The 13,469-nt window shown below is 70.1% G+C and carries 14 protein-coding genes; all 14 read right to left on the reverse strand.

What is annotated here, in order from left to right:
* Nucleotides 1-18 precede the first annotated feature (18 nt).
* Nucleotides 19-1,383, reverse strand: a complete 1,365-nt coding sequence (locus tag LCC91_RS10350) for an ABC transporter ATP-binding protein (protein ID WP_197052531.1) — start codon at nt 1,381-1,383, stop codon at nt 19-21.
* The gene (locus tag LCC91_RS10355; protein WP_052231331.1) at nt 1,380-2,210 is read right to left on the reverse strand and encodes an ABC transporter permease; all 831 of its coding nucleotides are present in this window, start codon (nt 2,208-2,210) and stop codon (nt 1,380-1,382) included. The genes LCC91_RS10350 and LCC91_RS10355 overlap by 4 nt, the downstream gene beginning before the upstream one ends.
* A complete protein-coding gene (locus LCC91_RS10360; protein ID WP_221934143.1) occupies nt 2,207-3,127 on the reverse strand; it encodes a peptidylprolyl isomerase in 921 nt (306 codons plus the stop codon). Before LCC91_RS10360 ends, LCC91_RS10355 begins: the two co-directional genes overlap by 4 nt.
* A gap of 312 nt (nt 3,128-3,439) precedes the next feature.
* Nucleotides 3,440-4,960, reverse strand: coding sequence for a hypothetical protein (locus tag LCC91_RS10365; protein WP_224440917.1), 1,521 nt, complete (start codon nt 4,958-4,960; stop codon nt 3,440-3,442).
* A gap of 164 nt (nt 4,961-5,124) precedes the next feature.
* Nucleotides 5,125-5,664, reverse strand: a complete 540-nt coding sequence (locus LCC91_RS13855; protein WP_143897325.1) for a hypothetical protein — start codon at nt 5,662-5,664, stop codon at nt 5,125-5,127.
* Nucleotides 5,661-8,018: a type II secretion system secretin GspD gene (gene gspD / locus LCC91_RS10375; RefSeq protein ID WP_185974846.1), complete on the reverse strand. Its 2,358-nt coding sequence runs from the start codon at nt 8,016-8,018 to the stop codon at nt 5,661-5,663. The genes LCC91_RS13855 and gspD overlap by 4 nt, the downstream gene beginning before the upstream one ends.
* A gap of 48 nt (nt 8,019-8,066) precedes the next feature.
* A complete protein-coding gene (locus LCC91_RS10380; protein WP_052231334.1) occupies nt 8,067-8,804 on the reverse strand; it encodes a hypothetical protein in 738 nt (245 codons plus the stop codon).
* The gene (locus LCC91_RS10385; protein WP_052231335.1) at nt 8,801-9,412 is read right to left on the reverse strand and encodes a GspMb/PilO family protein; all 612 of its coding nucleotides are present in this window, start codon (nt 9,410-9,412) and stop codon (nt 8,801-8,803) included. Before LCC91_RS10385 ends, LCC91_RS10380 begins: the two co-directional genes overlap by 4 nt.
* Nucleotides 9,409-10,482, reverse strand: a complete 1,074-nt coding sequence (locus tag LCC91_RS10390) for a PilN domain-containing protein (protein WP_185974845.1) — start codon at nt 10,480-10,482, stop codon at nt 9,409-9,411. Before LCC91_RS10390 ends, LCC91_RS10385 begins: the two co-directional genes overlap by 4 nt.
* A gap of 4 nt (nt 10,483-10,486) precedes the next feature.
* A complete protein-coding gene (locus tag LCC91_RS10395) occupies nt 10,487-11,290 on the reverse strand; it encodes a hypothetical protein (RefSeq protein ID WP_043698331.1) in 804 nt (267 codons plus the stop codon).
* A gap of 68 nt (nt 11,291-11,358) precedes the next feature.
* The gene (locus LCC91_RS10400; protein ID WP_143897323.1) at nt 11,359-12,066 is read right to left on the reverse strand and encodes a prepilin-type N-terminal cleavage/methylation domain-containing protein; all 708 of its coding nucleotides are present in this window, start codon (nt 12,064-12,066) and stop codon (nt 11,359-11,361) included.
* The gene (locus tag LCC91_RS10405; protein ID WP_197052532.1) at nt 12,063-12,518 is read right to left on the reverse strand and encodes a type II secretion system protein; all 456 of its coding nucleotides are present in this window, start codon (nt 12,516-12,518) and stop codon (nt 12,063-12,065) included. The genes LCC91_RS10400 and LCC91_RS10405 overlap by 4 nt, the downstream gene beginning before the upstream one ends.
* Nucleotides 12,515-13,039, reverse strand: a complete 525-nt coding sequence (locus tag LCC91_RS10410; protein ID WP_143897322.1) for a pilus assembly FimT family protein — start codon at nt 13,037-13,039, stop codon at nt 12,515-12,517. Before LCC91_RS10410 ends, LCC91_RS10405 begins: the two co-directional genes overlap by 4 nt.
* Complete coding sequence (gspG, locus tag LCC91_RS10415) at nt 13,014-13,463, reverse strand: type II secretion system major pseudopilin GspG (RefSeq protein WP_052231337.1); 450 nt, start codon at nt 13,461-13,463, stop codon at nt 13,014-13,016. The genes LCC91_RS10410 and gspG overlap by 26 nt, the downstream gene beginning before the upstream one ends.
* Nucleotides 13,464-13,469: the final 6 nt, after the last annotated feature.

Here is a 13,469-nt window from a genome sequence, read left to right on the forward strand (position 1 = left end):
CGTCGTATCCCTGTGATGTCAACGGTCAAAAGCGCTATTGTCGCAAAGCGGCCAGCCGGGCCAGCCGACCGCGGGGTCGGGTGCCCCGTCCGGGGGCACTGCCAGCCACCGGTGCGGCAGCCGCACCACGCCCAGCTCCCGCGTGTCGCCCACGACTTGCACGGGAATGTGCACATGATCGAACAGCCGCAGCGCCGGGGGATCCATCGCGTGCAGCCGCAGCTCGTAGCGCCCGGGCAACAGCGGCAGCGACTCGAACCGCAGGGCAAAGCCGTGATGCTGGGCATCCAGCCGCTGCACGCGCACCCCCGCCATGTCCGTGACCGTGCCGTAAATCGCGCTGCCATCGGCACGCGCCCAACCGACGGCCACATGGGGATCGCCGCCATCGGGGGCCAGCACCACGCCGCTGACGGTGAGCGGCTGACCGGTGGCCACCACCACCCCATCCGATGCAGGCGCACCGTTGACCCAGGCGTGCAGCACCCGATACGGGGCCGCCGCCCCGGCCTGTTGCAGCGCCGCCGCCTCCGCTGGCGGAGCCGTTACCGCGGCGCTGCGGGCCATGCGCTGCTCGTGCCAGGCCAGGTAGTCGCGCGTCACCGCCAACGCGTCGCCGTATGCCTGCACACGGCCCTGGTGCAACCACAGCGCGTGGGCGCAGAGTTTTTGCACATGGTACATCCCGTGGGATACGAGCAACAGCGTGCCACCGTCGGCGAGGTAGCGCTCCATCCACGCCATGCATTTTTTCTGGAACGCCTCGTCCCCCACGGCCAGCACCTCGTCGGTGATGAGCACCTGTGGGCGCAGCACCGTCATCACCGCAAAGCCCAGCCGCACCACCATCCCGCTGGAGTACGTCTTGAGCGGCAGGTCGATGTGCGCGCCGATGTCGGCAAAAGCCAGAATCTCGGGCAAGGCGGCGCGCGCCTGCGCGGCGGACAGCCCCTGCAACGCGCACGCCAGCAGCGCGTTGTCACGCCCGGAATACTCGGGGTGGAAACCCGCGCCCAGCTCCAACAGGGCCGCTACGCGCGCGTGGCGCAGCACCTGCCCGCGCGTGGGACGCGCCACGCCCGCCACCAGCTTGAGCAGCGTCGATTTGCCCGCGCCGTTGACACCGATGACGCCCAACGACTGCCCGCGGCGCAGCGTCAGGTCCACCCCATCGAGCGCCGTGAATACCGCACCCGCCGGGGGCTGCCGCCGCCACGCCGACCACAACAGCGCCCAGCGCCGCCAGCCCTGTGCCAGCGGATAGTCCTTGCCGACGCCGCGCAGCTCGACCAGCACGTCACCCGGCGCCATCTGCGGCCCACGCGCCAGCGCACCGCCCGGCGACACGGGGGCGGCATCCGTCCCGGTGGCCAAGGCGCTCACAGCGCGTCCTCGAAATCCGCCGACAGGCGGTCAAACCCCCACCACCCCAGCGCCGCCCACCCCGCGCACAGCGCCAGCGCCAGCGCCGCCTGGGACGCGGACCAACCGGGCCCCAAGCCCAACGCCGCAGCGCGCAGCGGCTCCAGCAGCCCCGTCAGCGGGTTGGCCGCCACGACGGGCTGCAGCGCGGCGGGCACCAACGCCAGCGGGTAGAGCACCGGGCTCGCGTACATCAGCAGCGGCAGCACCTGTGGCAGCAGCGGCTCGATATCGCGCACGTACACCTGCGCGGCGGCCAGCCAGAACGCCGCACCCAGCGCCACCAGCAGCAGCGCCAGCCACACCAGCGGCCACTGCCACAGCAAGCCCCAGCCGGAAAACCGCGCCCCCAGCGCCCACAAGACCGCCAGCACCACCGCGTGGCCCACGGCGTGCAGGGCAAACGCCGCGCCCACCGCGGCCACCACCAGCCATGCGCTGCTGAAGGCCACCTTTTGCACCAACGCTGCCTGTTGCACGACGGCCCCCGCCCCTCGCACCAGCGCATCCTGCAGGGCCAACCACGGCCACAGCGTCAGCGCCAGCCACACCACATACGGCTGGCCCGGTGCGGCCTGCGGCAGCCGCACCTGAAACACCCACTGGAACACCAGCGCATACACCGCCAATTGCGCCAGCGGCTGCAATACCGCCCACGCCAGCCCCAGGGCGCTGCCAGCGTAGCGGTCGCGCCACTGCCGCCACAGCAACGCGCGCAATACATGCCGCTGCGCCCACGCGCGGCGCAGCGGCTGCCACGGGGAACCGGACGGGTGCGGGGCCGTCACTGCGCGGGCGCGGGTTCCACCAGGTTGGCGATGGCCGCGTCGTCGGCCGTCACCTCCTTGAGGATGCCGTCGCGCAGCTCGGTGCGGGCCTGGTTGCGCAAGGCGCGCTCCACCTCCTGCACCAGCGTGTCGCGCACCTCGTCGAACGGCAACCTGCCCGCGGGGCGGCGCTCCACCAGTTGTAGCACGTGCACGCCAAAATCGGTGCGCACCGGGCCGGCGAGATCGCCGGGCTGCTGCAGCGCGAAGGCGGCCTCCTCGAACGGGGCCACCATGCGGCCGCGGCCGAAAAAGCCCAAATCCCCGCCGCGGGCGGCGCTGCCGGGGTCCTTGGAGTGTTCGCGCGCGGCGGCCTCGAAGCTCAGCGCCCCGCTGCGCAGCTGCGCCAGCAGCGCCTGCGCCCGGGCCTCGGCGTCGTCGCCGGTGAGCAGGATGTGGCGCACGCGCACCTGCTCCGGCACGGCGAAGCGCTCCGGCTGCGCCTGATAGCGCAGGCGCGCCATGTCCTCCACCGCCTTGGGGTCGGCCACCGCGCGGGCGTCCACGCGCGCCAGCAGTGCGTCCGACAGCACACGTTCGCGGGCGATCTGCAGCTGGCGCTGCACCAGCGGATCGTTGGCCAGCCCCTCGGACAGCGCGCGCTCGGCCAGCACGCGGCGCACCAGCAGCGCGTCGGCCTGCTGGCGGATGGCGCCGGGGTTGGTGCGCACCAGCGACTGTTGCGCGGCGGGCAGGCGCGCCCAGTCCGCGAGCAAATCGTCGACCTCCAAGCGGGCCTGCGGGTGCTGCAGCAAGGTTTGCGCCATCGCCGGGGTGGCACACAGCGCCAGCGCGCACAGCCCGCGCGCCAACCGGCCCGGGCGGAACGACGCCGAAGCGGGGAGAAAGGAGGTAGCAAAAACCAAGCGGGTCATCATGATCAACGCGAAAGACGAGCGGTCCATCCCTTATGCGATGGGGGCCTTGCAGGTGAGTGACGCGCTGGGGCGCGGCCGGCGCCGTACGCGGGTATCACCCACGGCATCCAGCGTGCTCGCAAGCGGGCGCTCGCTGGTGAGCGCGACAGGAAACAGGAGCGCATGCGAACAAAGGCGTAAGGATAACAAAAACGAAATGGCGGGACTCCCCGCCGCGCGATGCGCGACCAAAAGCAAAAATGGGGGCACGAGGCCCCCATCCATTCGCGAATCAACCGGTGGCGGCGCGCCGCCACCGTCACGTCACATCGATCAGTTATTGTACTTGTGCGGCCACGTGAAGCCGTAGTTGACCGCGCCGTTGGCGGCACGCAGGTGCGCGTTGCCGATGATCGGCAGGCCCGTCACAACATTCGGAGCAGTGCCGACTTGGTCCACCGGATCCAGCGTCGTGTTGAAGCGGATCCAACCGTCGGCGAACGGCAGCTCGATGTTGTTGCGGGCCAGCGTCGCGCTCAGCGCCGACGGCTGGGTGTTGTCGCCCGCGTTGATCGAGGTCACCGCCACTTCGCCGCAGATGTTGAACTGCGTCGGGGTGCCCGGGGAGATCACGGCACCGCTCGGCGTCAGCGTCTGCTCTTCACGGTCGAACGCGGCAAACGCCAACAACTGGCTATCCGTCGGGCGACGCACGCACAGCACGCGGTTGATGAGCGCGGTGTTGTTGCTCGTGTACACCTCACCCGTCGACACGACAGCACCGACGCTGTTGACGCGCACGACCCCAGCGGTGGCGCCGTAGGTCACGGCCGCGTAGTAGCGACGCAGCGGCTGGCTAAACACCAAGTCGGTCTGGGCGGCAATGGCATCGCTGGTCACGAACTCGTTGATGACCGACGAGCGGGCAATAGTGCTAGCGAGTGTGTTGCGATACACACCGGCCGCGGTGACGCTATTGATGTAAGGCGTCGACAGATCCGGGAAGTCGTAATACGCCGCCTGGACGTCACCGTTGATGAACAGCGGGTCAGAGCTGTACAGGCCCGCGGTGGTCGTCGAGACGCCAGAGCCCGACTGCGGGAAATAAACGATGTTGGCGGTGGTGGCAGCAGCAGGAGTACCACCACGCGCCTCGAACGCCGTGGCGGAACCGGACCACGCCGCCGTGGTGGCCTGGTTGATGATGATCCAGTCGGCCGTCAGACCGGTGCTCGGGAAACTCAGGCCCAACGCCGTGTATGAAGCCGTCGCAGACGCCTGACCCAGGTTATCGTCGTCCAGCGCCGTCACCGCAGCGGCGTTGCAGTTGCCGGGCTTGCCGTTGCTGCCGTGCTTGATGGCCGTAAAAAGGGCTGAGGTGGAATTAATATCGGCCATGTTGATGATTTCGACATAGCCTTCGCGGGTTTGCTCTTCCAGCGAACGGGTGCTGTTGGGGTCCAGACGACCGGTGAGGAAGGACCCGTTGACCGAGGCCGGACGCGTGCAGGAGTTATCCGAGGTGGTCAACTGCGTGCGACCATCGGCACCCTGCGTCAGCGCAGCGGTCCACACATCGCCCGGCGACAGCAGCACCTGGAAGTCGTACAGGTCGTCGGAGTTGGCGGCACCGCGGAAGCGCACCTTCACGGCCTTGCCGTTGGTGCGGTCGGTGTTGACGATATTGATGAGGGTGGCGTTGTTGCCCTGCGTGGTGAAGTAGGGGATGACCAGCTTGTGGCCGATGCCGTTGGGGTTGACCGCGATGGTGCTCGCGCTACCTTGAACGATACCAGCTTGAGCCGCACCAGCCATCAACGCGGCGACGCCGAGTGCGATGGAAGACTTTTTCATGGAACCTCCAGAGTTGTGGTTGACTCGCGAATGTGAAGAACAACTCGCGCCACTTACTGTAGCACAAGCCGGGGGGCACACCACGGGACGAATCGCCATTCGTTGACAGTGTTGCAGCGATGCGACATAGGGGTCTACCCTAGGATGCCATCCGTGGACCGCCATCAGAGTTCTTCCAACACCCACCACTGGCCATCGCTGAGCACCCAGGTTTCCTGCACGAAGCCGGTGATGGGGGCGCGTAGGCTGGCGGGCAGGGGCAGGCGCGGCTCGCTGGTGACTTCCAGCCGCACGGCGCAGCGCACGGGCGGGTGCAGCCCGTCCTGCAGGGGGCACTGCACGTCGTGCACGCGTGCGCTTTTCCACTGCACGGGCGCGGCGGCACGGCGGGTGGCGTAGACCTCCGGTGTGACCAGGCGCCGGTAGCTGGGGGCGGCCAGGGCGTAGGCGGCCGCGGCGTCGCCGCGGACGATGGCGTCGGCGCGCTGTTGCGCGCGGGTGCGCACGACGGCTTCGGCCGCGGCGACGGGGTCGGCCGGGACGGTAGCGCAGCCGGCCACGGTGGCGGCGAGCACTGCGGCGACCGTGGCCGCGGTGGCGAGGCGGCGCTTGGCCCGCGCAGGGGGCGCGACTGCGCTGTCGGCCCGGGCGGTGGCGACAATGGGTACGAGGGGGTGCGGGGTGGGCATGGTTCGTGGCTTCATGGTCGGATGGCAGGTTGCGATTGGGCCGCCGGCGGCGTGGTCACGCCCGGTGGCGGGAGCGTGCTGTGCAGGCCCGAACCCAGCAGGGTTTGCATGCGCTGGCGCAGCTCCTGCGCAATGGCGGCGCTGTCGTCGGCGCTGCGCAGCACGCGCGGGGTGATGAGGACGAGCAGCTCGGTGCGGTTGGCGCTGCGGTTTTGCGCGCCGAAGAGCCAGCCGAACAGCGGGATGTCTTTGGCGATGGGGAGGCCGGCGTTGCCGGCGGTGCTGTTGTCGCGGATGAGGCCGCCCAGCACCAGCGTTTCGCCGGAGCGCACGGCGACGCGGCTGCCGATCTGGCGCTGCAGGAAGGCGCGCTGGCCGGTGGCGGTGTCGATGGCGCCGACGTCGGTGACGGCCTGCTGCAGTTGCAGGCTGACGATGTCGCCCGCGTTGACGGAGGGGGTGACGGTGAGGCTGACGCCGGTGTCTTTGTAGGTGATGCTGGTGGTGACGTTGCCGCCGGTGGTGACGGTCTCGGACGTGCGCACGGGCTGCTGGTTGCCGACGACGATGCTGGCGGTGTGGTTGTCCAGCACCATCAGGCTGGGGCTGGAGATGACTTTGATGAGGGATTTTTCGGCCAGCGCGTTGAGCACGGCCCGGATGTTGCCATCAGCCCCGCGCAGGGTGTAGGTGAAGGCGCCGGAGGCGTTGCCCAGGTTGGCCAGGGCGCTCAGGACGCCGCTGCCGCTGTTGCTGCCGTGGCGGTCGGTGAAGTACCACTGGATGCCGTATTGCAGGTCGTCGACGAGCTGGACTTCGATGATGGAGGCTTCGATGAGGACCTGGGTGGGGGCGGCGTCGAGGCGCTTGAGGGCTTGTTCGATCTGGCGGTACTGGCCGGCGCTGCCCCAGACGAGGATGGCGTTGTTGTACTGGTCGGCCATGACGCGCAGGCCGCCGCTCAGGGTGACGGCGGGGCTGGCGGCGGGTTGGGCGCTTTGGCCCGCCGCGGCGGGCAGGCTGGCGAAGTTGCCCCCGCTGGTGGCGCTGGTGGCGGTGGTGGGCGTGGCACCGGGGGCGACGCCGCTGCTGGGCTGCGGGGTGGCGGGGCCGGCACCAAAGAGACCAGCCAGCACGTCAGCCAGGTGGCGGGCGTTGCCGTTTTGCACGCGGTAGACGAAGAGCTGGTTGTCGCTGCCGCCGAGACCTGGCACGTCGAGCTTGGCGATCCATTCGCGCGCAAGGTCGAGGTATTCGGCGCGGGGGCTGACGACGACGACGGCGTTGGCACGCTCGAGCGGCAGCACGCGCACGGCCCCCAGCAGCGGGAAGGGGGCGTTGGAGAGCGCGGTTTCGGCAGCGGGCGTGGCGGTGTTGGGGGCTGCCGCCCCGCCCTGCCCTGTCGCCACGGGCGCGGACGCGCGCGCCGCCGCGCCGCCGCCGGGCGCGGCGAGCAGGCGCAGCGCGGCTTCGACGTCGCGGGCGCTGACGTGCTGCAGCGGGAAGACGCCGACCGACATGCCACGCAGCAGGTCGACGTCGAAGGTTTGCACGAGGTCGAGCCAGCCGTCGATCTGGCTGCGCGTGCCCTGAAAGACGAGAAGGTTGCGCAGGCCGTCGACACGGGCGAGCGCGCCGTCGGGCATGAAGGGGCGCAGGATGGCGGCCATCTCGGCTGCGCCGATGTAGCGCAGCGGCACGACGAGGACGCCCTGCCCGGCGGGCAGCGGCGCGGCGGTGCCGGGGTCGCGCACGGCGACGCCGGGGACGACGGCGCGCAGCTGCTCGGCCTTGCCGACGTGGTAGGTGCCGGCGGGGTCGCGCACCATCTGGTAACCGTTGGCCTGCAGCGCCGCCTCCAGCAGCACGAGGGCGCGCTCGGCGCTGACGGGCTGGCCCGTGGAGAGGGTCACGGTGCCGTTGAGCGGGGGGTGGACGACGTAGTTGACCTGCAGCAGCTCGCGCAGGATGGCGTGGACGACGTCGGGCAGAGGGGCGGCCTCGAAGCGCAGCGCGGTGTTGGCCCCGGACACGGCCGCAGCACGGTTGGGGGCGACGACGCGGTCGTTGCCGCGCAGCAGGCGTTCGCCGGGCCGTGCTGCCACGGCCGGCGCGTCGTCACGTGGCGCGGTCGGCGCGGAGGACACCGACGCGGCGGTATCACCGGCATCGGCAGGCACGGCGAGGGCCGCCACGGGCGTTTGGGATGGTGCCGACTCGCCGGGCGGCTGTGCGTCGGCGGCGGGGCCGGGCACCGTCGCACAACCGGCGGCAGCGAACAGCGTGAGCATGGCCGCCGCGGCGGCGGCCGTACGCCGCCACTCAGCAGGGGCGGACGGGCGGCGGGAGGGGTGAATCGGCAGCGTCATGGCGGGAGGGTGTCGTGGGTACACGTGGGGCTGCATGGGTCTGGGGGGTTAGCGCAACGGCGGCAGGCCCGCCGCGGCACGAGCGCGGGCACGGGCTTCCATTTCGCGCCGGGTCCGCTCGAGCACTTCCTGCAGGTTGGGCGGCAGGTTCTGCGTCGCGCCAGCAGGGGCCGCCGCAGCGCCGGTGGGCGCGGCCGCCTGCGCTTGCGGATTGGGCGCCCCAAGCGGCGCGGCGGTCAGCGCCAGGGTGCGGGTTTCGTCCCCACGGGCGAAGGTGGCCTGCGTGGGTTCGACCGCGTTGAGCGTCCAGCCGCCGACGTCGGCACCGACCGCGAGGCGGCGCGTGCCGTCGCCCAGGCGGACGATGGCGATGGGGCGCTCGCCCGCCATCGTCCCCACGAGCACGGCCCCCTGCAGGGGATCGGGGGGCGCGGCGGCCTCGGGCGGGGGCGGCGGTGGCGGCGGGCGGCGATTGGGCACGAAGAGGGGCCGCTCCAACATCGCCGCGGTACCCACGGTGGTCGTGGTCCACGGCGCCGGGGCGTCGGGGATGGCCGGGAGGATGGGCGACGGGGGTAACCAACGCGGTTGATACGGCCGTATGGCCGAGCGGGGATCGCGCAGGATGGCCCAGGGGTCGGCGCTTTGCGCCCAGGTCAGCCACGCGTCGGGCGGCGCGCTCTCGTACCCCGTGGGTCGCAGCCACTGGAGCGCAGTGGCCAGCGCGGCCGCGAACAGGAGGACGCCAGCGATACGCGCGGAGGTCAGGGGCAGCCAGCGGATCATGATCGGGGTTTCCAAACCGCCAGCTGGAGCTGGACTTTGAGTTTGGGGTTGCTGCTGGGCGGTGTCAGGCCAGCAGGACGGATGGTGGTCTTGAGGACGCCGATGACGGGCTGGGCGGCCTGGAGTTTTTGCATGCCGGCGACGATGGCGGCCATGTCGCCCTCGGCGGTGAAGGTCAGGCCGATGCGCTGCAGGGCCGGGCCTTCGTCTTGCACGGGAGCGGTTTGGCTGACTTCGATGCTGAGGCCAGCCTCCTCCAACAGCGCGCGGGCACGCTGGAGGGCTTCGTTGGCGGTGGCACCCGGGTCGGCGTCCGCCGGGTAGAGGCGCTGTTGCAGCGCGACCTGGGCGAGCTGCGCGCGCTGTGCCAACGTGTCCGCGCTTTGTTGCAGGCCGAGCAGACGGGCATAGCGGGGCTGCAGGTCGTCCAGGACGCCGAGGGCATAGCGGTGTTTTTGGTAGACGTACGCACCGCCGATGGCCAATGGCGCCAACACGAGGAGCAGCAGCGCCAGTGACGGCAACGCTTGGCGCAGAGCGAACCACCACCGCGCGGCACGCGGTGCCGGCGCGGGGGCCTCATGGGTATCACGTTGGGCGTGGTTCATGGCGTCGCGCTGGTCGGCTGGGGGGTACTGGCGGCTGTTGCGCCGGGTGCCAAGGGATCGACGCCGAATCGGATTTCGATCGCGTAGGATTCTTTGCCCAGTCCCAGGACTTTGGTGGCCGCGCGGGTGGCGCTGACACTGGCCACTCCGGGCTGCTCGCCCAGGCGGCGCATGAGCGCCGCGGCGTTGGGGGTGAGGCCTTGTATGCGCAGGGTGGAGCCGTCCAGCTCGAATTCGCTGACGTGGGTGTCGTCGGGGAGCTGGGCCGTGAGCCAGTCGAGCACCAGAACGGGATCGCGCCGCTGAGCGGCCAACTCGTCGAAGGCCCGGATGTGCTCGACCGCATGGGTGAGTTGTTCCCGACTGGCCAGCGCGGGCGCGGCCATCGGCTGTAGGGCCGCCCACTGCGCCGTGGCGTCGAGGACACGGGCGCGCAGGTGCCAGCTGGGGCTGAGGGCCGCGGCGAGCATAAGCGCCAGCGCCCCCACCCAGAGCACGCCGTTGAGGGCGCTGCGCCAGCGGCACCAGCGCCGCACGCGCTGCCAGGCCGCATCGGGCACCGGCACCCATTGTGGCCCGCCGGGCGGCAGTGCCAGCCAGACGGAGAGTGGGGTTTTGCCCGGCTCGTCCGGCAGGGCAGCGGCCACTCGCTCCCGCGACAGCCACGCTGCGTGCACGAGGGTGTGCCCATCGGGTTGGGAAAAGGCACGCCAGAAAAACAAGGTGTCCCGCGGGGGAAAGGGGCTCTGGAGCTGCCCCCGCAGCTCGATGGCCGCGCGCTGGGCGGCCGGCTCCATCGGTGGCTGATGCCAGGACTTGCGCAACACCAGCTCCTCGGGAACCGAGCGAGCAGGCCAGTGCCGCACCCCCCACCGCCGCCAGCGGTGGGGCGGCGGATCGAGGACACGCCCGTCCAGGTCCACGAGCACGGTTGACGCATCCTGCGCCGCTTCGGTTTGGATACTGACGAGGGCCGCGGGCCGCAGGCCATGGGCCACGCGGGAAACCAGCATGCGCCACAGCGCCCGCATTGCGCGCAGCAGAGGGGAGGCTTCGGACAGTGTGGGCATGGTGTCAGGTTGGGGTGGGCGCATCGGGCTGAGGCTGCGCCACACGCGTGGTTTGCTTGAGCAACCGCCACGGCCACGGGGCACCGGCGCGCTCCACGAGCCAGGAGAGCTGCAGCTCCTGGCCCTCTCCCATGGCGACGCGCGCGGTCCACACCCAGCGGTTTGAGGAGCCTTGCCGCAACCACTGGGCCGGTATCGCGGTGGTGTCCATGGGAGCGGCGTTGGACTGCGCCAGCGCCCATTGCGCGGCCCGCGCCGCATCGCCCTGGGCGAGGCAGAGCAGGACGGCGGGCGACGCCGCGTAGGGATCGACGGCCGCGTCCCCGCTGTCAACGGTCAGCGCATATTCTACTTGGAGCCAGAGGTGCAGCGGCAGTCCCGGGCGCTGCAAGAGATCCTGCACCGACTGAAACGCCGGCCGGGATTGGGCGGCTGCGCGCTGGCGGATGTCGACAATCGCCTGCGCCCAGCGCTGCGCCTCGCCAGCATCGAGCCCCCCTGCATGGCGCAACACAGCCTGTATCAGGTCGGCGGGCGCGTGGTTGAGATCGACGGCACCGTGGGCAGAGGTGCGCTGGATCAGCACCTCGTCTTTCCCGATGGTGACGCGCCAGCGACGTATGGGGCCGTCGGCCTGTGCGCTGGGGTGCGCGAGCAATTGCAGCAAGGCGGCTTGCGCGACCGCCGTGGCGTGCACCGTGGCGGTTTCCTGGAAACGCTGAGCCGCCCGATCACGCACCCAGGCGGTCAGGGCAACGGCGGCGCTGATGAGGGCCGCCATGATCCAGAGGACGGCGACGATGGCCATCCCGCCAGCGTAAGCGGCACGGTCGGACGTTGCGGGGATACCGGATAGACAGGCGTGACGCCCCACGGCTACCTCCGGACACTGCCTCCACCGATGACGGCTCTCTCGAGCGGCTCGACACTCGGCAGGGTGGGCATGATCGGTACCAGCAGGGGCGGCCATGGGCCTCGGTCGTCTTCAATCAACAGGCGGATCGCACGCGGGAACTCGACGGCTTCAGAGGGCCAATCGGTCCGCCAGTCGTCTTGCCACGGCTGCGCGGGCGGCCAGTTGGTTGGGCGCCTCCCCTGCACCTCGATGCGAATGTAAGCGAGATCGGCCACCAAGACCTCACGCGCGGCTTGTGTCCAGTCTGTCGCCTCGTCCGTGGATGTGTCGCCACGCGGACGGTAGCGCAGCACGAGTTGCAATCGCTGGGGATCTTCAGGGTGCGCCTCCGGCGCAAGGCGGAATTCGGTTTCGCCCCCCATGGCAGGGCGCGGGGGCATCAGACCCACCCAAGTGAGGCTGTCTTGGGCGAGCTGAAAGCGCAATCGCCGCATGCCCGCACCCGACACGTCTTCAACCGCGCGGACAGGATGCGCTGCAGCGGCCATGAGCCAACGATGGACAGCCGCCATGTGTTCAACGCGATCGGCTAGTCGCTGGACCCGGGCCTGGGTGTCACCCACGGCACGCACCCCGCCCGCCACCCCCACCGTGAGCAAGGTCAGCAACACGAGGGCGACCAGCACCTCCACCAACGTGAAGCCCCGCCCACCGAGACGTGCGGTCATGGCCGCGTATCCCGCGGCACCGGGGGGGGCAGGCGCCAGGTGAGGACACTGAGCGTGCGGCCCGAGCCCCAGCGAACGGTCATTCGCACGGGTAGCGGCTGCTCGATATCCCCACCCGATGAGACGACCGGCGTTTCCTGCAACGGCTCTATCGTCGCGGGGGGCACATCCTGCACAGCGGGTTCGATTTGCCAGCCCAGGGATCCGGCCTGCTCTGGCTGAGACCAGTCGCCACCCGGGAGACGATCCGGAAATGCGTCGAGCAGGCCCTGCAGCGCGATGAGGGCGCTTTGCCGCTCGATCAGATCCGCCCCTTTCTGGACGCTGTCACCCAGACTCCGATAGAGCAAGGCGATGGAAAAGCCCATGATGGTGAGGGCCACGAGCACCTCAAGAACGGTGAAACCCCGTTGCAACCGACTCTTTACGGAACGTCGTCGGGACGGCTTCACGGCGTGAGCTCCTGGCGCTGCAGGCTGCCCGTCATCCAGTCGATCCGAAGGCGCGCCCCCACCTCCGGGGCGCGCAGCAGGTCGACAGTGCCCCCGGTACCACCGCCGTCTGGCATGTAGACGATCCCTAACCACGGGGCAGGCACGGCCCCTTCGGCAACGGTCACGCGTAACTGTAGATCCGCCGGCCAGGTGCCGTCCCAGCGCGGTTCGGCTGCGGTGGGCATCCAAACGCCATGCCGACGCGCCTGCAGGTCGAATACGTACGCCACCGGCCGACCGGTTCGCGCGGCCTGATCCTGGGCGAGGCGAAGCCCCCGCTCGATCCGGTTGGCGGTTTCACGGTAGGCGGCGTGACGCTGCCAGCGGTCGATCGCAACGCCGGCTCCGCCTGCCACCATGCCCATGATCAACAGAACGACGAGCAGCTCCACCAACGTGAAACCGGCGCTGGAACGCCGGTTTCGAGGGCCACGGCGAACGGTCCAGCCGGCGCTATGGGCTGTTGCGGATATCAGCATCCTCCCCTTCTCCGCCTGGGGCACCGTCAGCGCCGAGCGAGACGATCTCGATGCGGCCGTTCTGCATGGTGTAGCGGTACGGCCGTCCCCACGGATCGACCGGCACGTTGCCTTTGATGTACGGGCCGTTCCACACCTTGACCCCCGCGGGCGCTGTCACCAGGGCCTGCAAGCCCTCTTCGGTGGTCGGGTAGCGGCCTACGTCCAGCTTGAAAAGGTCGAGACCTTTTTCGAGGTCCGCAATCTGGACCGCAGCGGTCTTGCTTTTGGCACCGCCAAGCTGATTCAGGAAGCGTGGCCCCACGAGACCGGCCAGCAGCGTCAGGATGACGAGAACGACCAGCAACTCAACGAGGGTGAAGCCAGCCCCCCGCCGGGGAGATACCGAGCCCCGATGTTCGAAAGATAAGCCCTTGGGTTTCATCGGCAG

Source organism: Tepidimonas taiwanensis, assembly GCF_020162115.1.
GTDB classification, from domain to species: domain Bacteria; phylum Pseudomonadota; class Gammaproteobacteria; order Burkholderiales; family Burkholderiaceae_C; genus Tepidimonas; species Tepidimonas taiwanensis.